General features: G+C 57.7%; 19 protein-coding genes. 14 read left to right on the top strand and 5 right to left on the bottom strand.

The window, feature by feature from the left end; genetic code table 11:
- Positions 1-106 precede the first annotated feature (106 nt).
- The 5 genes from AKL27_RS24040 (at position 107) to lysM (ending at position 4389) form a co-directional block, all read left to right on the top strand.
- A complete protein-coding gene (locus AKL27_RS24040) occupies positions 107-991 on the top strand; it encodes an ion transporter (protein WP_050465409.1) in 885 nt (294 codons plus the stop codon).
- 139 nt (positions 992-1130) lie between these two features.
- Positions 1131-1877 (top strand): SIMPL domain-containing protein, encoded by a 747-nt coding sequence (locus AKL27_RS24035; RefSeq protein ID WP_050465408.1) that lies wholly within the window; start codon positions 1131-1133, stop codon positions 1875-1877.
- A gap of 341 nt (positions 1878-2218) precedes the next feature.
- On the top strand, positions 2219-2860 hold the full coding sequence (locus tag AKL27_RS24030) for a phosphatidylserine decarboxylase (protein ID WP_050465407.1): 642 nt from the start codon (positions 2219-2221) through the stop codon (positions 2858-2860).
- A gap of 47 nt (positions 2861-2907) precedes the next feature.
- Entirely contained in the window at positions 2908-3783 is an 876-nt protein-coding gene (gene pssA, locus AKL27_RS24025; RefSeq protein ID WP_050465406.1) for a CDP-diacylglycerol--serine O-phosphatidyltransferase, read from the top strand.
- Positions 3784-3915: 132 nt separating this feature from the next.
- Complete coding sequence (gene lysM / locus AKL27_RS24020; protein WP_050465405.1) at positions 3916-4389, top strand: peptidoglycan-binding protein LysM; 474 nt, start codon at positions 3916-3918, stop codon at positions 4387-4389.
- Positions 4390-4464: 75 nt separating this feature from the next.
- Here lysM and AKL27_RS24015 read toward each other — a convergent pair whose 3' ends face one another.
- Both AKL27_RS24015 and AKL27_RS24010 read right to left on the bottom strand, forming a co-directional pair.
- A complete protein-coding gene (locus tag AKL27_RS24015) occupies positions 4465-5163 on the bottom strand; it encodes an alpha/beta hydrolase (protein ID WP_050465404.1) in 699 nt (232 codons plus the stop codon).
- Between the two features lie 28 nt (positions 5164-5191).
- Positions 5192-5557, bottom strand: coding sequence for a hypothetical protein (locus AKL27_RS24010; protein ID WP_050465403.1), 366 nt, complete (start codon positions 5555-5557; stop codon positions 5192-5194).
- Positions 5558-5736: 179 nt separating this feature from the next.
- Between AKL27_RS24010 and AKL27_RS24005 the strand changes: the two genes are divergently transcribed.
- Both AKL27_RS24005 and AKL27_RS24000 read left to right on the top strand, forming a co-directional pair.
- Positions 5737-7275, top strand: coding sequence for an aminotransferase-like domain-containing protein (locus AKL27_RS24005; protein ID WP_157057075.1), 1539 nt, complete (start codon positions 5737-5739; stop codon positions 7273-7275).
- 60 nt (positions 7276-7335) lie between these two features.
- On the top strand, positions 7336-8673 hold the full coding sequence (locus AKL27_RS24000; RefSeq protein ID WP_050465401.1) for a tetratricopeptide repeat protein: 1338 nt from the start codon (positions 7336-7338) through the stop codon (positions 8671-8673).
- Here the strand turns inward: AKL27_RS24000 and AKL27_RS23995 are convergent.
- Both AKL27_RS23995 and AKL27_RS23990 read right to left on the bottom strand, forming a co-directional pair.
- On the bottom strand, positions 8642-9568 hold the full coding sequence (locus AKL27_RS23995) for a sugar kinase (RefSeq protein ID WP_050465400.1): 927 nt from the start codon (positions 9566-9568) through the stop codon (positions 8642-8644). The genes AKL27_RS24000 and AKL27_RS23995 overlap by 32 nt on opposite strands.
- A gap of 14 nt (positions 9569-9582) precedes the next feature.
- Positions 9583-10878 (bottom strand): amino acid deaminase, encoded by a 1296-nt coding sequence (locus tag AKL27_RS23990; RefSeq protein WP_050465399.1) that lies wholly within the window; start codon positions 10876-10878, stop codon positions 9583-9585.
- A gap of 147 nt (positions 10879-11025) precedes the next feature.
- Here AKL27_RS23990 and AKL27_RS23985 point away from each other — a divergent pair, with 147 nt between their 5' ends.
- From AKL27_RS23985 to AKL27_RS23970, 4 genes are all read left to right on the top strand, one after another.
- Positions 11026-11907, top strand: coding sequence for a MurR/RpiR family transcriptional regulator (locus AKL27_RS23985; RefSeq protein ID WP_050465398.1), 882 nt, complete (start codon positions 11026-11028; stop codon positions 11905-11907).
- A gap of 1 nt (position 11908) precedes the next feature.
- A complete protein-coding gene (locus tag AKL27_RS23980; protein WP_157057074.1) occupies positions 11909-13396 on the top strand; it encodes an N-acyl-D-amino-acid deacylase family protein in 1488 nt (495 codons plus the stop codon).
- 82 nt (positions 13397-13478) lie between these two features.
- Complete coding sequence (locus AKL27_RS23975) at positions 13479-13862, top strand: RidA family protein (protein WP_050465396.1); 384 nt, start codon at positions 13479-13481, stop codon at positions 13860-13862.
- Between the two features lie 41 nt (positions 13863-13903).
- Positions 13904-15253, top strand: a complete 1350-nt coding sequence (locus tag AKL27_RS23970) for a GntP family permease (RefSeq protein ID WP_050465395.1) — start codon at positions 13904-13906, stop codon at positions 15251-15253.
- 67 nt (positions 15254-15320) lie between these two features.
- Here AKL27_RS23970 and bamE read toward each other — a convergent pair whose 3' ends face one another.
- Positions 15321-15818, bottom strand: a complete 498-nt coding sequence (bamE, locus tag AKL27_RS23965; RefSeq protein ID WP_050465414.1) for an outer membrane protein assembly factor BamE domain-containing protein — start codon at positions 15816-15818, stop codon at positions 15321-15323.
- Between the two features lie 182 nt (positions 15819-16000).
- Here bamE and rpsO point away from each other — a divergent pair, with 182 nt between their 5' ends.
- The 3 genes from rpsO to AKL27_RS23950 all read left to right on the top strand — a co-directional run bounded on the left by rpsO (position 16001) and on the right by AKL27_RS23950 (position 20179).
- Positions 16001-16270: a 30S ribosomal protein S15 gene (gene rpsO, locus AKL27_RS23960; RefSeq protein ID WP_007881925.1), complete on the top strand. Its 270-nt coding sequence runs from the start codon at positions 16001-16003 to the stop codon at positions 16268-16270.
- Between the two features lie 306 nt (positions 16271-16576).
- Positions 16577-18721, top strand: a complete 2145-nt coding sequence (gene pnp / locus AKL27_RS23955; RefSeq protein ID WP_050465394.1) for a polyribonucleotide nucleotidyltransferase — start codon at positions 16577-16579, stop codon at positions 18719-18721.
- Between the two features lie 165 nt (positions 18722-18886).
- A complete protein-coding gene (locus tag AKL27_RS23950; protein ID WP_050465393.1) occupies positions 18887-20179 on the top strand; it encodes an NAD(P)/FAD-dependent oxidoreductase in 1293 nt (430 codons plus the stop codon).
- The last annotated feature ends 3 nt before the right edge of the window (positions 20180-20182 follow it).

Raw genomic sequence — 20182 nt, 5'->3', positions numbered from 1 at the left:
GTCCTTTTTCTATTGGTGAAGCGGAAATGTTTGGTGTGTTTGATTGACGCGCTGCGGGGGATTGCATACATTGCCTGTCTGATCATCCCGACGCGGCGCTTACTTCATGAAATCATTCAAGCAAATCCCCACCGACTTTGGCAAGCCGGAGCGTGGGTGGCGGGCGCGGGCGTATACGATCATTTTTGAGGCGGATACCGTCACCGGCCGGCGCTTCGACCTGACGCTGCTGATGCTGATTGTCATGAGTGTGGTGACGGTCATCGCCGACAGCGTGGTCGGTGTCAATAATGTCGTGTTGTTCAATGTGCTGGAGTGGGTATTCACGCTGTTGTTTACGGCCGAGTACATTGTGCGCCTGATGTGCGTCAGACATCCGTGGCGCTACGCCACCAGCTTCTTTGGCATCATCGACCTGCTGTCGATCCTGCCGAGTTATCTGGCATTTTTCCTGCCGGAATTCCACTTGCTCATCGATGTCCGTCTGCTGCGCATGTTGCGGATCTTCCGCATCATGAAGATCACGCGCTACTTCAATGAATCGCAAGTGTTGTGGCAGGCGCTGCGCAACAGTCGCTACAAGATTCTGGTGTTTCTCGGCACCATGTTCATTCTCAGTATCATTCTCGGCACCCTGATGTATGTCGTGGAGGGGCCGCAAAACGGTTTCACCAGCATTCCGGTCAGCATGTATTGGGCGATTGTCACGATGACCACTACCGGCTACGGCGACATCCATCCCAAAACGCCGCTGGGGCAATTCATTACTTCATGCTCGATGCTGCTCGGTTATGGCGTGATCGCCTTGCCAACCGGTATTGTCGGCGCCGAGCTGGCGATGACCATGTCGCGCCGGCCACCGACTACGCGCACCTGCAGTCACTGCCTGACGGAAGGGCATGAGGCCGCTGCGGTATTTTGCATGCACTGCGGCGAGAAGCTCGATCCCTACGAATCGGACCCGGCGATCAGCGGCGCAACAGCACGATGATGACAGATTGTCACAATTGTTTCCGAACTATCAGGTCTGGCAGGCGTCGAAACGGGCATCACTCAAGAGTGATGTATGTTAATTTCTGAACCGGCACGTAAAGAGGGTTTTGATGCCGGTCAATTTTTTTGGAGAGTTTATGTCCCGTTCCCGTAATCTGATGTTGTCGATGATGCTGGCGACTGCCAGTCTGGCCGTGCAGGCGCAATCCGTACAGACCCTTGGTACCCAGGTCATCGTGCCGGCTTCCGGTGAAATCATCGTCCCCAACGATCAGGTCCGCGCCACCTTGATGATCGAAGAGCAGGACAAGGATAAAGTCGCAGCCGCATCGCGCGTGAATCAGAAAATGAAGCAGGGTATCGATATCGTCAAGCGTCAGGATCCGCAGGCCGTGCTGAAGAGCCATGGCTATTTCACCTATGCGATCTATTCCGATGAAACACCGCGCAATGCGGGCAAGGCACGTCAGATCGTCGGCTGGCGCGTCGGTCAGTATCTGGATGTGGTCACGTCCAATCTGGCCGCGTTGCCAAAGACCGTCGCTGCAGCGCAGGGTATTCTGGCGCTCAACGGTTTGCAGTTCGGTTTGACGCCTGAAAGCGTGAAGAAACAGGACGCGGCACTGATTGACGCCACCTACAAGAATCTGAATGAGCGTCTCGTGGCCATTGCACGCGCCATGGGCCGCAATCCCGGCGATGCTTCGCTGGAAACGGTCGACTTTGAAGGTTCGGGCAATTACGCCGGCAGCAATGATTCCATGCCGAAGGCCATGATGATGCGCGCTGCAGCGCCAGTGCGGGAAGAAGTCGCCGAGCCGAGTTTTGAGGCCGGCGAGTCCACCTTGAGCATGCGTCTGGTGGGCAAGGTCAAGTTCAAGTAATCGTCTATGCGTGCCGGGCACGTGCTTGCATGTCCGGTTTGCGCCCGGGGTCTCCCGCCGGAGGCCCGGTTTCCTGCGCAATCGACAGTTTTCGGGCTGCTATCTGCAGCTCAGGCTGCATAATCCCGCTCAATCAATCCGTTTCAGCCTCCGGTTCGCGATAAAATACGCTTTCGCCGTTTTCGGCGTGCCAGATCATGGATTCGCCTCCAAAAACCGGTAAACATCTGGATCCAGCGCACTGCGCGTTACATTTCGGTGGCGCTCGTCTAGAATAAGCACGCTTTGGCATTTGCCATGCTTTATCTTCCCAAAAATTATCAGCGACAATCGGAGCAACGTTGAACAATCATTATCCACATCCTATTATTGCCCGTGAAGGCTGGCCTTTCCTGGGCATCGCCGTTGCGCTTGCCATCGTTGTGACGTTGATCGGAGGCGCCTGGTCGATTCCGTTCTGGATCATTGCCTTGTTCGTGTTGCAGTTCTTCCGCGATCCTCCGCGCACCATCCCGCAAAATCCGAATGCCGTGTTGTCGCCGGCCGATGGCCGTATCGTGGTCGTGGCCAAGGCACATGATCCCTACACCAATCGCGAAGCGCTCAAGATCAGCGTCTTCATGAATGTGTTCAATGTGCACTCCAACCGCGCGCCGGTCGATGGCAAGATCGAAACCGTCCAGTACTTCCCGGGCAAATTCGTGAATGCCGATCTGGACAAGGCGTCGCTGGAAAACGAACGCAATGCATTGGCCATCACTGCCGCCAATGGCCAGAGCGTGACTTGCGTTCAGGTCGCCGGTCTGATTGCGCGCCGCATCCTGTGCTACGTCAAAGCCGGTGATGTATTGGCGCGTGGTCAGCGTTACGGCTTCATTCGTTTCGGCTCGCGCGTGGACGTCTACCTGCCGCTGACGGCGACCCCGAAAGTCAGTGTAGGTGAGAAGGTTTCTGCAACCGAAACAATCCTGGCCGAGTTCTGATCGCCTTCTGAATCATGCTGTACGTTTATTGAAACGGATTCTTTTACATGGCAACTTTCCGACGACGCAAAGCCAAAAGCAGCAATGCTGCTTTTCCTAAATCCCTGCGCGGCCACAAGACACCGATGTACCCGGCGCAACTGGAAGATGTGGACGGCGAACCGATCGTTCGTGCGCGTCGTTCGCGCGGCATTTACCTGCTGCCGAACGCGTTTACCACCGCCGCCTTGTTTTGCGGTTTTTACGCCATCGTGATGGCGATGAATCTGAAGTTTGATTACGCCTCCATCGCCATTTTCGTGGCCATGGTGCTCGACAGCCTGGATGGCCGGGTGGCGCGCATGACCAATACCCAGAGCGAATTCGGCGCCCAGTACGACAGTTTGTCGGACATGGTGTCATTCGGCGCGGCACCGGCACTGGTGGTGTATGAATGGTCCTTGCGCGGCATGGGCAAGCTGGGCTGGCTGGCGGCATTTGTGTATTGCGCCGGCGGCGCCTTGCGACTGGCGCGCTTCAATACCAATATCGCGGTAGTCGACAAGCGTTACTTCCAGGGCCTGCCGAGCCCGGCTGCAGCAGCGCTGGTGGCCGGTTTCGTCTGGCTCATGGATGACCTGCGTTTTGCCGGCACCGATCTGAGCTGGGCCTCGTGGGCGATCACGTTGTATGCCGGCATCACGATGGTGACCAATGTGCCGTTCTACAGCTTCAAGGACATCAATTTCCGCAAGCAGGTGCCGTTCATTGCGGCGCTGCTGATCGTGCTGGCGCTGGTGGCAATTTCCAGCGACCCGTCCAAGGTATTGTTTGGTCTGTTCGTGCTGTATGGACTGTCGGGTTATGGTGTTTATCTGTGGCGTCGCATCAAGGGCAAACCGGTCAGCATCGTGCAGACCGAACCGGAGCATGATGACAAATAGCAAGTCTGGTATGGCCCGTTGAATTGTGATACAAGAGCAGTCGGGGGTGGGGATTTGAAACGTGTCGGGCGTATCGGTGAAGCGGGTCTGATCATTGATATTTCATTTTCTTCAACATACCAGGAGTGATACATGAGTCTGATTTCTTTTCTCAAAGAAGCTGGCGAAAAACTGCTGCATCTGGGCAAAACGGCACCCGCCGAAAGTACGCCGGAAACACAGGCCGCATCTGCTGAAGGTATCGTCAGTTATATACAGTCGCAGAATCTTTCAACCGATGGCTTGCAGGTTCTGTTCGAATCGACGTCAGCTACCGTGACGGTCAGTGGTGAGACGGTGGATCAGATAACGCGTGAAAAGATTGTCCTGTGCTGCGGCAATGTGCAGGGTGTGGCGCATGTCAATGATGAGCTGACGGTGAAAGTGCCGGCCAGCGAGTCCACATGGTATACCGTGGTTTCGGGTGACAATTTGTCGAAGATTTCCAAGAGTGTGTATGGCGATCCAAACAAATACACCGCGATCTTCGAAGCCAACCGGCCAATGCTGACGCATCCGGACAAGATCTATCCCGGTCAGGTGTTGCGCATTCCTGCGCTGGCCTGATACAGACGCTGTTCAGCAGTAAAAAAACCGTCCCTTGCGGACGGTTTTTTCATGTCTGCCCGCTTTGCGGACTGGTCATTGCCTGGCGGGTGTCCGGATTGCGGCAGCCACCTGTTGCAGCAAATGCGGATCGTCACGCAGCCTTTCGCTGACTTTGTGATCGCAGCCTTCCAGATCGACAATGCGCCGGCTGCGGGCAGCTGTGGCACGTGCCACAAGCAAGTCCGCAATCTCATGCGGAATGACGGCATCATCGCGTGCACGGATGATGGTGAAGTCACCCGCATAAGTGGCAATCAAATCCAGTGTCAGTGCATTGCGCCAGCTTTGCGGCTGGCGTATTACTGCTGAAAATCGCGGGCCGAACGGCAGGCTGAATGCGGCGCGGTCATAGATCGCACCGACCAGCAGCACCAGATGGCCGATATGGTTGCCGGGCGTGCAGGCCAGCCGAATGGCAATTTCACCGCTCATGCTGGAGCCGATCACGGTGTGCGGGCCAGCCGTCAGAAAACCGGTTGCCTGTTGTGCTTCGTCCAGGCGTTTGCTGAGGGAGTTGGGGGTGAGGGCAGTGCTGTCGCCATGGCCGGAAAAATCAATCGCGACACTTTGCATGCCAGCCGCGCTCAAGTATTCACGCAAGGGACGCTGGCGCTGGCGGTTGCTGTGTCCGGCGCCGTGCAGAAACAGTGCCTGCAGTGCCGTGCCATCGCCAAGCATATCGCCGGCGATGGTTTCGGCTCCGGTGTGAAAGTTGAATACGTGTTCTTGCATGCGTCAATCTTCTTCGAATTCAGGGGAGTCAGTCGTGCGCCGCCGAACCTGGTGCCGGCCTTCTGCGCGCCGGCCCTATGATACATGCCAGACGCAAGGCACGGATCAGCAAACGCACTAGCAGTGCCTGCTGCGTCGGCGCAGCTTCGCAGCAGATCACTTCTGTCGCAGTAATGGCGTGCAGGGTCGCCCATCCGCTTTGCAAGACCTGATGGGATTGTCCTTCTTGCAATGCCTGGCCGCCGCTGAGCATGGTTTCGGCCAGCCAGTTGTGGGGTTCGTGCAACCGGACGCGGCCGCCGTTGATGATCAGCGTGGCACCGGCAGTGACGTGCAAACGATAGCGTTGATCCCGGCTTAGCTGGATTGTGCGAGGCGTAGTGACGGTGACCATGTGATTTCCCTGTGGTGTTGGTGTAGGGATAGTGTAGGGAGAGCGGGACCGGCAAAACAGACACAGGGATTACTGATGTGAATCGGAACAGACAGGCTTTTTTCTATCTGTTATTGTCTGTTTTCAGTGGCTCTGTATCTATCGCTGCCATAACGAAAAGATGATCATTCAGCATGGACATGCAACTACCCCCTCACACTTTGCTCAGCAATGATGGCTTGCCGGCAACGCCAGTCGCAGCCACGGCCGTACCGGGATCCTCACAACCGATTTACCGCCGTCTGGCCTGCCATTATCTGGCAGCGATTCAGGCGGGCACGCTGGCGCTTGGCGCACGCATGCCTTCGGTGCGTGATCTGGTGCGCCAGCATCAGGTCAGTCTGTCTACCGCCTTGCAATGCCTGCGCTATCTGGAAGAGGCCGGTTGGGTAGAAGCGCGCCCGCGCTCCGGTTATTTCGTGCGGGTGCCGCGGCGCGCCGCGATTGAGCCGCTGGCCGAACCGAATGTGATGGCGGTGCTCGATCCGGCGCAATACGTCGGTATTCATGAGCAGGTATCCGATGTGATTGCGCGGCGTCAGCAGCAACTGCCGCAGATCGACTTGAGCGGCATGAGTTGCGCGCCGGAACTGTATGCGGTGGAGGCGTTGAAGAATGCGGCAATCAAGGCATTGCGCGAGCGGCCAACCCTGTTGACGGATCTCATGCCGTATAACGGCAATGCCAGTTTTCGGCAGGTGGTGGCGCGGCGTGCCTTGCATGTGGGAATTACCATCAACGCCGACGATGTGGTGGTGACCCATGGCTGTATCGAAGCCTTGCATCTGGCCTTGCGCGCAGTGGCGCAGCCGGGTGATACCATCGCCGTCGAATCGCCGACGTATTTCGGTTTGTTGCAGGCGCTGGAAAGCCTGGGCATGCGGGCGCTGGAAATTCCGACCAGTTCGCAGACTGGCATCTCGGTCGAGGCGCTGGAACTGGCAATGCAAACCTACGATAACGTCAAGGCGGTGGTGGTGGTGCCGGCCTTGCAAAATCCGCTCGGCTGCATTACGCCCGATGAACACAAGGCCCGGCTGGTAGCCCTGTGCGAGCGTTATCAGATTGCCTTGATCGAAGATGATGCCTACAGCGAGCTGGCCGATGGCGACACGCCGCCGGCGGCGGCCAAGGCGTGGGATCGCAGCGGCAACGTGATTTATTGCGCGTCGCTCAACAAGGTGCTGGCGCCGGGCATGCGGCTGGGCTGGATGACCAGCGGCCGCTGGCATGAGCGGGTCAAGATGCTGAAGTTTGCCTATACCCGCGCCAATGAAGAATGGACCCAAATCACCGCCGCCAATTTCATGGCATCGAGCGCTTATGACCGGCACTTGCGGCGCTTGCGGGTGAGCCTGAAATCGCAGCGGGAACAAATGGCGGAATCGATTGCAGGCCATTTCCCGCAAGGTACCCGGCTGACGGTGCCCAATGGCGGCGTCGGATTGTGGGTGGAACTGCCGTCGCCGGTGTCATCGAAGCAAGTATTCGAGCAGGCGCTGGCCGCCGGCATCGGTATTTCGCCGGGGTCGATTTTTTCCAACTCGGAACGTTTCGATCATTATTTGCGGCTGTGTTGCGGCAAACCTTTTTCGCGCGAACTGGATCAGGCGGTGCGGCGTCTGGGGACGATTGCAGAGCAATTACTGGAACGGAGCCCGGTGATGAAAAAAATGTAAGGCAAACAGCGTTTGATTCGACCAAGACACGTTCGATGTTGTCGTTATCAGAAAGCGCATATGCAATCCATTCCTCAAAGTACAGCAGATTCAATTGATATCTTGCGGCACGCACTCGACCTGCATACCTCAGGTCAGATGGCGGCTGCCGAACAGATTTACCGCGATGTCTTGTCACAGCATCCGATGCAGCCGGTGGCCTTGCATTATCTGGGCATCTGCCTGCATCAGCGCGGCTTGCATGAAGAGGCGATCGACCTGATCCGCTTGTCATGCAGCCTGCAAAGCGACAATGCCGACTGGTGCAATGCGCTGGGCAATGTGATGTTTGCATTGCAACGCTTTGCCGAAGCCAGTGTGGCTTATCAGGCCGCGCTGCAACTCGATGCCGGCGCTCATGAAGTCTGGAATAATCTTGGCTCATCGCAACTGCAGCAGGGAGAGCCGCTGGCAGCCATGGTGTCGTTCGAAATGGCGCTCGCGATTGACCCGGATTTCGCGCCGGCCTTGCTGCACATGAGCAGTATCTTGCAGGCCGCCGGCCAGACCGTGGAAGCGGTGAAGTTTCAGTGTCGCGCCTATGTGTTGCCGCCGCACGACGACAAGCCGAAAAAAATGCTGGGGGTGTGCTTTTACTTTCTCGGACGTTATCAGGAAGCGGCGGCAATTTATCGCGCATGGATGGAGCAGGAACCGGGGAATCCGATTGCCGCCCATCTGTTTGCTGCCAGCGCCCAGATCAGCGTTCCCGGGCGCGCTTCCGACGCCTATGTCGAAGCCTATTTCGATGACTATGCCGCTACCTTCGACGCGCAGTTGCTGGACGGTCTGGCCTATCGCGGGCCGCAACTGATTGCGGCGGCGCTGCGCAGCTTGCCGGCACCGGCATGGCGGTACGAGGTCTTGGATATCGGTTGCGGTACCGGCTTGTGCGGAGCGGTACTGGCGCCTTATGCCAGCCGCCTGACCGGGGTTGACCTGTCGGCCGGCATGTTGGCCAAGGCGGGTGAGCAGGCGCATTACCATGCCTTGGTCAAAGATGAAATCTGCAGTTTCATGTCTGGCAAGTCAGCGGTTTACGACTTGATTGTCGCGGCCGACACCATGATTTACTTCGGCGATTTGCTGCCGGTGCTGGCAGCGGTATCGCAAGCGCTGCGGCCGGGCGGCTGGTTCATCTTCACGCTGGAATGCAGCGATGACGACAACTTGCCCGAGAGTGGTCATCAGTTGCATGCCAGCGGGCGTTACCGGCATCGCCGGGAATATGTCGAACGCCTGTTGCGGGAGGTCGATTGCCCGCTGTTGCAACTGAGTGCAGAAACCTTGCGTGAAGAAGTCCGCCAGCCGGTGGCCGGCATGCTGGTTATTGCCCGGCGTGCGCCAGCACCTGTGTGACTTGCGTGGCGGTTGGCACCGGCGCGACGGCGCCGTAGCCGGTGGTGGAAAGTGCGGCGGCGACGTTGGCATAACGGGCCGCGGTAAACGGATCGTCGCCGGCCACGATGCGGGCAATGAAAGCGCCGCCGAAACAATCGCCGGCGCCGGTGGCGTCAATCGCTTCGACCGTATGTGGCGCTACCATGCGGCGCTCATCGGCGGTGGCCACATAACAACCCTCCTGGCCCAGCTTGAATGCCACCAGACGGATGCCGTAAGACAGCAATTTATCAACGATGGCGTCGCGGTCTTCCAGTCCGGTCAGGGTGTTGATGTCTTCCCAGCTTGGCAGGCAGATGTCGCACAGGCGGAAGGCTTCTTCCATCTTGATGCGGGCCCGTTCCAGCGGCCACAGCCGCAACCGCAGATTGGTATCGAACGACGTCAGCACGCCATGCTGACGCGCATGCGCCATGGCCGCCAGCCCGCTGTCGCAGGCGTCGGGGCTGATAGCCAGGCTGATCCCTGACAGGTGCAGCACGCGGGCAGCGGCAATGGCGTCCAGTGGTAACTGTGCCGGCGTGTAGCGACTGGCAGCAGAGCCGGCGCGCAGGTAATCGAAATGATGTCCCTGTGCGTCGTGAGTGACGAAATACACCCCTGACGACACGCCCGGCGTAATGTCGATGTGCGCGGTGCTGACCTGTTCCTGCTGCCACAGTCCCAGCAGTTTTTTACCGAAATGATCATCGCCGACGGCGCTGATGTAGCCCGTCGATGCACCCTGACGCGCAGCGGCAATACAGAGGTTGGACGTGTCGCCGCCACAACCTTCAAGGTAGTAACGCGGATCATCGATGCGCTGGTTGAATTCCACCATGGCTTCGCCGAAGGCGAGGATATTCGTGCTCATTTCGTATTTATTTATCAGAAGAAGGTCTGGACAATATCAATCACGTCGAACTGCGCATTCAAGACTGGCAAATGACGCCATTTGTCGAATGTCAGGCAAGGATGGGAAATATCGAAGGCGATCATGTCGCCGACGCGGATGTCATCGCCGGCGGCGATTTTCAGATAGGCATGCTGGTCCATCATGCCGCTGATTTCCCAGTGCGCCGGGACTGCTGCCGGCGCACTGTCGTGACCGGGACGGAAGCGCTGTACCGGCAACGGCAGGCCGGCGTCGAATGCGGCATCACGTTTGCCGAGCGCGATGATGGCTTTATCGGTTTCGGGAATCGATTGCACATAGGCCCACAATTGCAGTGCCGGCAGCAGTTCACTGCGCATTTTTTTTGCCACCGGATTGCGCGTCAGAATTTGTTCCTGCGCTGCGCGATAGATGCCGACGTCATGTGTCAGATAGCAACCGGGGCGCAGCACGATATCGAGCGGCACGCCGATCTCGACACCGGCAAATTCTTCGGCCACCACGTCATACCAGGCCGAACCGGCGCCGGTCAGCACTGCCGGCTTTTGTGCCGAGCGATGTTGCAGATAACCTTGTTGCGCCAGCTCTTTGGCACATTGCACCGCGCGTTGCAGGAACTGGCGAATGTCCGCTTCTTCTTTCAATACGCCTTCATAGACTTCGATGCCGGACAGCGCAATACTGCCTTGCCAGCGCTTGATCGCCGCCAGCACTGCCGCTTGTTGCTCGGCATTGCGCACGCCGGTGCGGCCGCCCACCGGGCCCAGTTCCAGCAGTACGTTGAGTTGTTGCTTGCGGGCGCTGAACCAGGCACCGAGTTGTTCCACGATGTCGGCCGAATCCACCAGACAAAAGAATTCGAAATCGGGATCTTCCAGCAAGCGTGAAATGGTCGCCATGTTTTGCTTGCCGACCAGCTGGTTGGCCATCAGCACGCGTCGTACGCCATGCGCATAGGCGACCTGCGTCTGATGGGCGGTGGCCAGCGTGATACCCCAGGCGCCGGCAGCCAGTTGCCGCGCAAACAGCTTGGGCGCCATGGTGGTTTTGCCATGCGGCGCCAGCTTGACCTGATATTCGCCGACGAAGGCCTGCATCCATGCCAGGTTGTGCGCCAGTCGCTCTTCGTACAACACGGCGGCCGGCAGGCTGATGTCTTCCAGCAGCAGATTCCAATGCACGGTATTGCCAGCGGTTGGCGGCAATGCGTGCGGCAAATTGCCCAGACCTTTGTTCAAAGGATCGATCATGCCCGCTTGCCAGGTTGCTTGGTAGTTTGTATCACTCATCTCGAAATCCTTTGAAATATTTGATTTGACGTAATCATATCCCTGAATTTAATATGGCGAAAGGGTGTTATAAACTAACACGTTCTATTTATTCTCATGCCGGTTTATTGTATAAATGGCATGAAATCACTCCCGGGCAACATCTTCATGTCACAAGCATTCGATATCGTCTCTCGCATCACGGAGCGCAGCGGCCAGTTGCGACTGGCCGAGCAAAAAGTGGCGGAAGCGATTCTGGAAGATTTGTCGACGGCGGCCAGTGCCAGCATTGGTGAACTGGCGCAAAAGGCCGGCGTCAGCATTGCCAGCGTGACGCGTTTCGCCAAAGCCATGGGATGCCGGGATGTGCGTGAATTCAAGTTCATGCTGGCGCAAGCGGTGGCGGTGGGGCAGCGGTTTTTCGATGGCGTCAAGACGATTCCTTCGGGACAACCGCCGGAACTGGTCGACGTAGTCTATAACGATATACGTGCAGTGCTGGAAGTCAACCACGCCTTGATCCAACCCGAAATTTTTCAGCGCGCCGCCGTTTTGTTGCGCGATGCACGCATGATTTATTGCTTTGGCATGGGCGGCGGTTCTACCATGATGTCAGATGAGGCGCGCCATCGTATGGCACGTCTGGGGCGGCCGGCAGCAACCTATCACGATGCCTTGCTGCAACGCATGGTGGCTGCCACGCTCGACAAAAATGATGTGTTGCTGGTGTTTTCGACCACCGGCAACGTGCCGGAATTACTGGCCAACTGTGAAGTTGCCAAGGAGTACGGGGTACAACTGGTAGCGATTACGGCGCTCGGTTCGCCGTTGGCCGGCATGGCCGATGTGCTGTTGCCGATCAAGACCCTGGAAACCGATTTCATCTTCAAACCGTCGTCATCCCGTTACGCCATGATGATGGCGCTGGACATGCTGATGCTGGAACTGGCGTTGTCGCAAAAGGAGCGCAGCCAGGAATTGCTGCGCCGGCTCAAGTACGTACTTGACACGCATCGCGGCGGCAATGATCGCCAGCCGCTCGGAGACTGACATGACCTCTCAAGAATTGAATCCTCACGCAGCAGCCGGCGCCTTGCAATGCGATACGCTGATTCGTAACGCATTTGTCATTGATGGTTCGGGGGCCGAGGCCGTGGTCGCGGATGTCGCGATCCGCGCCGGACGCATCGTCGCCATCGGTATGCTGGATGACTGGCAGGCGCCGCAGGTGGTCGATGCCACCGGCAAAGTGCTGAGCCCCGGTTTTATCGACGTCCACACGCATGACGATACCAACGTCATTCGCATGCCGGAAATGTTGCCCAAGCTGTCGCAAGGCGTGACCACCGTGATCGTCGGCAATTGCGGTATCAGCGCGGCACCGGTGACGCTCAGTGGCGAGCCCCCTGATCCGATGAATCTGCTGGGGCAGGCCGGCGACTTTTCTTACCCGACGTTTGCCAGTTATGTCGCCGCGATCACAGCCGCGCGACCGGCAGTCAACGTCGCCGCGCTGGTCGGTCATACCGCTCTGCGCAGCAATCACATGGACCGTTTCGACCGCGCCGCCGATGCCGGTGAAATCGCCGCCATGCGCGCCCAGCTCAGCGAAGCGCTGGCGCATGGCGCGCTGGGCCTGAGTACCGGGCTGGCCTATGGTAATGCCTTCTGTGCGCCGACCGAAGAAGTGCTGGCACTGGCGGAGCCGTTGGCCGAATGCGGCGCCTTGTACGCGACCCATTTGCGTAGTGAGTTCGCCGACATTCTGGATGCCATGGATGAGGCATTCCGGATCGGCAAGCATTCCCGCGTGCCGGTGGTGATTTCCCATCTCAAGTGTGCCGGCGTCGACAACTGGGGCCGCAGCGAAGAAGTACTGGCGGCACTGGAACTGGCCAGCAAGCATCAGCATGTCGGTTGCGATTGCTATCCCTATACCGCGAGTTCTTCCACACTCGATCTGAAACAGGTTACCGACACCTTCGATATTCAGGTGACATGGTCACAGCCGCATCCCGAAATGGGCGGCAAGCTGCTGGCCACCATTGCTGCCGAATGGCAGCTCGACCTGATGCAAACCGCCCGCCGTCTGATGCCGGCCGGTGCCGTATATCACTGCATGGAAGATGCCGACGTCAACCGCATCTTGCGGCATCCGTCGACCATGATCGGTTCGGATGGTTTGCCCAATGATCCGATGCCGCATCCGCGTTTGTGGGGCGCATTCCCGCGCGTGCTTGGCTATTACAGCCGCGAGCAGAAGCTGTTCCCGCTGGCCGAAGCCGTGCACAAGATGACGGGCTTGTCGGCGCAGCGCTTTGGCCTGGCTGAGCGGGGCTTGATTCGTGAAGGTTTCTGGGCCGATCTGGTGCTGTTTGATGCACTGACGATCCGGGATGCCGCTACCTTTACCGACCCCATGCAGCCGGCGCACGGCATCGACGGTGTCTGGGTCAATGGTGTGCTGTCGTATGCCGGCGCGGCCGGCAAGGCGGCCACCGGGCAACGCGCCGGACGGTTTTTGGCAAGGCATGGATAAGCATCGGTAGTGAAGGATAAGTTCGGGCAGTAACGGGACGCAGGCAGTGTGTGGCGGTGATTCAATTTTTCAAGGAGCAACAATGAGTATTCAACGATTTGGCGTAGATGGCGGCACCGGCACCGGCGGTCAGCATTTACCTTTTGCACGGGCAGTGGCTGCCGACGGCTGGTTGTATGTGTCGGGTCAGGTCGCCATGGAAAACGGCGAAGTGATCGACGGCGGCATCGTGGCGCAATCGCACAAGGCCATTCAGAACGTGATCGCGATTCTGAAGGAAGCCGGTTACGGTCCGGAGCATGTGGTGCGTTGCGGCGTGTGGCTCGACGATGCGCGCGACTTCCAGTCTTTCAACAAAGTCTTCAAGGAATACTTCGGCGCCAATCCGCCGGCGCGTGCTTGTGTGGTGTCGAGCATGGTCGTGGATTGCAAGGTGGAAGTTGATTGCGTGGCATTCAAGCGCTGACAGGTAGGTCCTGATAAGCCCGACGGGCAGAGGAGATTGTGATGGAGACTGTACAAGGAAGCATGTTGTTGATCTACGCGCTGGTAGCGGTGATCGCACTGGTGGTATTGATTGCCAAGTTCAAGATGAACCCGTTCATCGTGCTGATCGTGGTGTCGCTGATATTGGGCCTGGCGGTGGGCATGCCGATGGGTGCCATCGTCAAGTCGTTTGAAACCGGGGTCGGCAACACGCTTGGCCATATTGCGCTGGTGGTCGGTCTCGGCACCATGCTGGGCAAGATGATGGCGGAGTCGGGCGGTGCCGAGCGCATCGCCACCACGATGATCGACGCCTTCGGCGAAAAGAATGTGCACTGGGCCATGATGACAGTGGCATTCATTGTCGGCTTGCCGGTATTTTTTGAAGTCGGTTTCGTGTTGCTGATTCCGATTGCCTTCAACGTTGCCAAGCGTACCGGCACGTCGATGGTGATGGTCGGGATCCCGATGGTGGCCGGCCTGTCGGTGGTGCACGGTCTGATTCCGCCGCATCCGGCAGCATTGCTGGCGGTGACCGCTTACAACGCCGATATCGGTCGCACCATTTTGTATGCATTGATGGTTGGTATTCCGACGGCCATCATCGCTGGTCCGATCTTCGGCAAGCTGATGTCGAAATATGTGATTCCCAATCCGGATAACCCGCTGATCAGCCAATTCGTGGAAGCAGATCGCAAAGGTGACTTGCCGGGTTTCGGTATCACGCTGTTCACGATTTTGTTGCCGGTGGCATTGATGCTGATCGGCAGCTGGGCCGATCTGTTCTTTACGCCGAAGACATTTGCCAATGACTTTTTGCGTCTGATCGGCAATTCCGTGATTGCCCTGCTGATTGCCACACTGGTGAGTTTCTACACCTTTGGCAAGCGCCGTGGTTTCAATCGTGAAGCGATCCTGAAGTTCACCAACGAATGTCTGGGACCGATTGCCAGTATCACGCTGGTGGTGGGCGCGGGCGCCGGCTTTGGCCGCATCCTGATGGATGGCGGCGTGTCCAAGGCAATTGTCGGTATTGCTACCGATGCGCATTTGTCGCCACTGTTGCTGGGTTGGTTCGTGGCCGCGCTGATTCGCGTCGCCACCGGCTCAGCGACCGTTGCCATGACCACTGCATGCGGTATCGTGGCGCCGATCGTGTCGATCGCCGGCGGTGCGCGGCCGGAATTGATGGTGCTGGCGACCGGCGCCGGTTCGCTGATTCTGTCGCACGTCAACGATGGCGGTTTCTGGCTGGTCAAGGAGTACTTCAACATGACGGTGCCTCAGACCTTCAAGACCTGGACCGTCTGCGAAACCCTGATTTCGGTAATCGCCTTGCTGCTCACGCTGGCCTTGTCGACCGTGATCTGAGGTATCCATGGCGACAAGCGCAAGGCAATGTGCCGTGCGTTTGCCGCCAGTCAACACAGTGATGGTCTCAGAATTTGAAGCGCGAGTCGTCATAGCGCGGATCGGGGCCGTTTTCCACTTTGCGCACGATGCCCTGATCGTCGAAATACACCGTCATCATCGAATTCCAGACGCCGCTTTCCTTGTAGCCGTAATTCCAGGCATCGAACGGGATGCGGGCATAGCGCATGACCTCGGTCGGATGGCCGATGATGCGCAAGACATCTTCCTTGGTATCCTGATTGACCTTGATTGATTGAAATTTTTGCAAGGTCAATACTTGCTCGTAGGAAATCAGATTGCCGTCGGGGCCGATGCGCGCCATGTAGGTATATTGCCCAAATGGGCCCGAAGCATATTCCAGCAATTTGCCGTTGCCCTCAGGATAGACGGCGGTGGGGCGGCCCAGCCGGGCCAGTACCTGCGACTCCGGTTCGCCCGGTGCGACGGCTGGGGCAAAGGCGCAGCCACCCAGTATCAGTGCGCTGAAGACGGTGCTCAGCAGGGGGGGAATCAGGCGTTTCATGTTCAGCATCCTTCAATTTGTGGTCGCGGCGGGCGCATCATATGGGGAATCGTCCCCAAGTAGTTGATTCGTCTGGCTTTTGCTATATAATGCGCGTCTGACTCTTTGAGGTCAGTCTTATAAATTTGTTCACGGTATGCAGGGTAAACCACTCCGCACACCGCTTGTGAAAGGTAAACAGCATGTCCATCGAAAAAGCAGCCAAGGCTGCCATTATCACTGATAACGCACGTGGTCAGAACGACACCGGCTCCCCGGAAGTTCAAGTTGCGCTGCTGACAGCACGCATTAACGACCTCAACGGTCACTTCAAAGAACACAGCAAGGATCACCATTCCCGCCGCGGTCTGATCAAGATGGTCAATCGTCGCAAGAGCCTGTTGTCCTACCTCAAGGGCAAGGATGCTGATCGTTACCGCGCGCTGATCGAAAAACTCGGCCTGCGTAAGTAATCTTGTTCCCGCGTACCGTTCCGGTTCAGGGTTCATAGCCAAATGCCTGCGTCAGTTTCTGACGCGGGCATTTTGTTTTTTGCGATCAGGTTCAGGCGCATGTCTGGTACTGATGGCAGCGTGTTTTGCAAGGTGTTTTACAGTAAGTGCAACATGATTCATGGTCACATGGCCGTGTTGTGCGACTTGACCGCTCATTCGTGACGGTCTTTGTGGTGAGGTGAACGACAGCGCCTGAAAATCTGTCGGCAAAAAGAGGTACAGGCAACATTCTCTGTCTGTGCTTCAAAAAAGAAAGGAATTACCGTGTTCAATAAAGTTACCAAAACCTTCCAGTACGGACAGCATCAAGTTACGCTGGAAACCGGCGAAATCGCTCGCCAGGCTTCCGGTGCAGTACTCGTGTCCATCGAGGACACCGTTGTGCTGGCAACGGTAGTGGCGCGCAAGGACGCCAAGCCAGGTCAGGATTTCTTCCCCCTGACTGTGGATTACATTGAAAAGACATATGCTGCCGGTCGTATCCCCGGTGGTTTCTTCAAGCGCGAAGGCAAGCCATCCGAAAAGGAAACGCTGACTTCCCGCCTGATCGATCGTCCTATCCGCCCGCTGTTCCCGGAAGGCTATCTGAATGAAGTTCAGGTCATCGTGCATGTCCTGTCCGTCAATCCTGAAATCGATCCTGACATCGCTGCAATGATCGGTGCGTCGGCCGCACTGTCGATCGCCGGTATCCCGTTCAACGGTCCGGTCGGCGCAGCACGCGTTGGCTATATCGATGGTCAGTACGTATTGAATCCAACCACCACGCAATTGAAGTCGTCGCAACTGGATCTGGTTGTGGCTGGTACTGAAACTGCCGTGTTGATGGTCGAATCCGAAGCCAAGCAATTGTCGGAAGAAATCATGTTGGGCGCAGTGGTGTTCGGTCACGAGCAATCGCGTGCCGTCATCAACGTCATCCATGAACTGGTCCGTGAAGGCGGCAAGCCTGAAGTCCAGTGGAGCCCGGCGCCAAAGAACGAACCGCTGATCGCGCGCGTGACCGACCTGGCCAACGCCAAGCTGGCAACTGCCTATCAAACCAAGGACAAGCAAGCACGTACCGAACAGCTCAAGGCTGTGACTTCGGAAGTGAATGCAGCGCTGGCGGCTGATGCTGCAGCAGCCGGTACGGCGACACCTGATTCGGGTGAAGTCGGCGGCATCCTGTTTGATCTGGAAGCCAAGATCGTCCGTACCCAGATTCTGGACGGCGAGCCGCGTATCGATGGTCGCGACACACGCACCGTGCGTCCGATTTCGATCCGTACCGGCGTGTTGCCGCGTACCCACGGTTCGGCATTGTTCACTCGCGGTGAAACGCAGGCGCTGGTTATCGCTACCCTGGGTACTGCACGCGACGAGCAAAAGATCGATGCACTGATGGGCGAATACACAGACCGCTTCATGCTGCATTACAACATGCCACCGTTCGCGACCGGCGAAACCGGTCGCGTCGGTACGCCGAAGCGTCGCGAAATCGGTCACGGTCGTCTGGCCAAGCGTGCGTTGCTGGCAGCCTTGCCGGCAGCTGACGAGTTCAGCTACTCGGTGCGTCTGGTGTCCGAAATCACGGAATCCAACGGTTCGTCGTCGATGGCTTCGGTCTGCGGCGGCTGCCTGGCATTGATGGATGCCGGCGTGCCGATGCAAGGTCACGTGGCTGGTATCGCCATGGGCCTGATCAAGGAAGGCAACAAGTTTGCGGTGCTGACCGACATCCTCGGTGATGAAGATCACCTCGGCGACATGGACTTCAAGGTGGCCGGTACTGCCAATGGCATTACGGCACTGCAAATGGATATCAAGATCCAGGGCATCACCAAGGAAATCATGCAAGTGGCGCTGGAACAGGCTAAAGAAGGCCGCGTTCACATTCTGGGCAAGATGCAGGAAGCGGTTCCAAGCGGTACCGGCGAATTGTCCGACTTTGCACCACGTCTGATCACCATCAAGATCAATCCGGAAAAAATCCGTGACGTGATCGGCAAGGGCGGCGCCGTGATTCGTGCGCTGACAGAAGAAACCGGTACTCAGATCGATATCAGCGACGAAGGCGTCGTGACTATCGCATCGGTGGACGCTGCTGCCGGTCAGGAAGCCAAGCGTCGGATCGAAGAACTGACGGCGTCGGTTGAAGTCGGCAAGGTCTACGAAGGCACCGTTCTGAAATTGCTGGACTTCGGCGCCATCGTGCAAGTGTTGCCAGGCAAAGATGGTCTGTTGCACATCAGCCAGATCGCCAATGAGCGTGTCAACGCCGTTGCCGATTACCTGAAAGAAGGCCAGCAAGTGCGCGTCAAGGTTCTGGAAACCGACGACCGCGGCCGTCTGAAATTGTCGATGAAGGCTGCTCAGGCTGAAGAGGGTAGCGAAGCTGCTCCTGCTGCACCTGAAGTTGCACAGTAATCGGCAAGCAACGATCAGCAAGCAGTAAGGTGTGACTGGCAGGAGGATTCCTGCCATGTCTGAAAGCCGCCCGTGACGCAAGTCCGGGCGGCTTTTTCATGGGTGTCCGGTAGTGATGCTCAGGCTTGGATATACTGTGGCTTCGTTTTTGGTTGAAAGGACACCATGCATCACGTCATCATCCTCGGTTGCGGTTTCGGCGGTCTGGCCGCCGCCCGTGAACTGGCAAAAGCCGATGTGCGCATCACGCTCATTGATCGCAGCAATCACCATCTGTTCCAGCCTCTGCTGTATCAGGTTGCCACCGCCGGCTTGTCGGCGCCGGCCATCAGTGCGCCGATCCGGCACATTCTGGCATCGCAGAGCAATCTGACTACCATCATGGCCGCAGTCAAATCGATCGATGTCGCGCAACGGCGGGTGCGGCTGGAAGATGACAGTGAAATTGATTACGACTATCTGGTGGTTGCCACCGGCTCCACTCACAGTTACTTCGGCCGCGATGACTGGGCCGCCGTGGCACCGGGCCTGAAGACACTGGAAGACGCTTTCAATATCCGGCGTCGCATCCTGATGGCGTTTGAATATGCCGAACGTGAAAATGATCCGGAAAAACGTGCGGCATGGCTGACGTTCACCGTGATCGGCGCCGGTGCCACCGGCGTTGAAATGGCTGGTACCCTGATTGAAATTGCGCGGCATACCCTGCGCGGTGAATTCCGCCGCATTGATCCCTTGCAGACGCGCGTGGTGTTGCTGGAAGGCGGTGAGCGGGTGTTGCAGGCGTATCCGCCGGATCTGTCGGAAAAGGCGCGGCAACAACTGGTCAAGCTCGGCGTTGAAGTGAGTACCGGCAGCCGGGTGACGGAAATCGATCAGGCCGGCGTCACTTACACCACGACGCAGGGCGCGCAGCAACTGGCCTCGCGCACGGTCATCTGGTCGGCCGGGGTTGCTGCTTCGCCGCTCGGCAAGGAATTGGGCGTGGCACTGGACCGGGCCGGACGCGTCATCGTCGAAGGCGATCTGTCGATTCCCGCACATCCCGAGGTGTTTGTCATCGGTGACCTGGCAGCGGCCAGTTCAGAAGGCAAGCCAGTGCCCGGTGTGTCGCCTGCGGCCAAGCAAATGGGGCGTCTGGCGGCAATCAATATTCGTCACCGGATTGCCGGGCAGGGGACCGAAGTATTTACTTATCAGGATCTCGGCTCGCTCGCGACCATCGGTCGCAAGGCGGCGATTGCAATGGTTGGCAAGCTGAAATTTTCGGGGTATCCGGCGTGGCTGTTCTGGTTGTTCGTGCACGTCTATTTTTTGATCGGCTTTCGCAATCGCTTGATGGTAATGATGGATTGGGCCTGGGCCTATCTGACGTTCAAGCGCAGTGCGCGGGTGATTGCCGATACCGTCGGTGCTGAAGAAAAGAAGGACGCGGTCAAACAGAACGAGCCCGGCTAGCGG

Source organism: Herbaspirillum autotrophicum, assembly GCF_001189915.1.
Classification (GTDB): domain Bacteria; phylum Pseudomonadota; class Gammaproteobacteria; order Burkholderiales; family Burkholderiaceae_D; genus Herbaspirillum; species Herbaspirillum autotrophicum.
Note: the sequence above shows the minus strand (reverse complement) of the source record. Positions and strands in the feature narration are given on the sequence as shown.

What these genes read in the sequence shown, in the direction of transcription:
- AKL27_RS23980 (WP_157057074.1), top strand. Translation starts at nt 11,909, where the DNA reads ATGACCTCTCAAGAATTGAATCCTCACGCAGCAGCCGGCGCCTTGCAA.
- rpsO (WP_007881925.1), top strand. Translation starts at nt 16,001, where the DNA reads ATGTCCATCGAAAAAGCAGCCAAGGCTGCCATTATCACTGATAACGCA.
- AKL27_RS23970 (WP_050465395.1), top strand. Translation starts at nt 13,904, where the DNA reads ATGGAGACTGTACAAGGAAGCATGTTGTTGATCTACGCGCTGGTAGCG.
- AKL27_RS23990 (WP_050465399.1), bottom strand. Translation starts at nt 10,878, where the DNA reads ATGAGTGATACAAACTACCAAGCAACCTGGCAAGCGGGCATGATCGAT.
- AKL27_RS24000 (WP_050465401.1), top strand. Translation starts at nt 7,336, where the DNA reads ATGCAATCCATTCCTCAAAGTACAGCAGATTCAATTGATATCTTGCGG.
- lysM (WP_050465405.1), top strand. Translation starts at nt 3,916, where the DNA reads ATGAGTCTGATTTCTTTTCTCAAAGAAGCTGGCGAAAAACTGCTGCAT.
- AKL27_RS23985 (WP_050465398.1), top strand. Translation starts at nt 11,026, where the DNA reads ATGTCACAAGCATTCGATATCGTCTCTCGCATCACGGAGCGCAGCGGC.
- bamE (WP_050465414.1), bottom strand. Translation starts at nt 15,818, where the DNA reads ATGAAACGCCTGATTCCCCCCCTGCTGAGCACCGTCTTCAGCGCACTG.
- AKL27_RS23995 (WP_050465400.1), bottom strand. Translation starts at nt 9,568, where the DNA reads ATGAGCACGAATATCCTCGCCTTCGGCGAAGCCATGGTGGAATTCAAC.
- AKL27_RS24005 (WP_157057075.1), top strand. Translation starts at nt 5,737, where the DNA reads ATGCAACTACCCCCTCACACTTTGCTCAGCAATGATGGCTTGCCGGCA.
- AKL27_RS24015 (WP_050465404.1), bottom strand. Translation starts at nt 5,163, where the DNA reads ATGCAAGAACACGTATTCAACTTTCACACCGGAGCCGAAACCATCGCC.
- AKL27_RS24010 (WP_050465403.1), bottom strand. Translation starts at nt 5,557, where the DNA reads ATGGTCACCGTCACTACGCCTCGCACAATCCAGCTAAGCCGGGATCAA.
- AKL27_RS23950 (WP_050465393.1), top strand. Translation starts at nt 18,887, where the DNA reads ATGCATCACGTCATCATCCTCGGTTGCGGTTTCGGCGGTCTGGCCGCC.
- AKL27_RS23975 (WP_050465396.1), top strand. Translation starts at nt 13,479, where the DNA reads ATGAGTATTCAACGATTTGGCGTAGATGGCGGCACCGGCACCGGCGGT.
- AKL27_RS24035 (WP_050465408.1), top strand. Translation starts at nt 1,131, where the DNA reads ATGTCCCGTTCCCGTAATCTGATGTTGTCGATGATGCTGGCGACTGCC.
- pssA (WP_050465406.1), top strand. Translation starts at nt 2,908, where the DNA reads ATGGCAACTTTCCGACGACGCAAAGCCAAAAGCAGCAATGCTGCTTTT.
- AKL27_RS24040 (WP_050465409.1), top strand. Translation starts at nt 107, where the DNA reads ATGAAATCATTCAAGCAAATCCCCACCGACTTTGGCAAGCCGGAGCGT.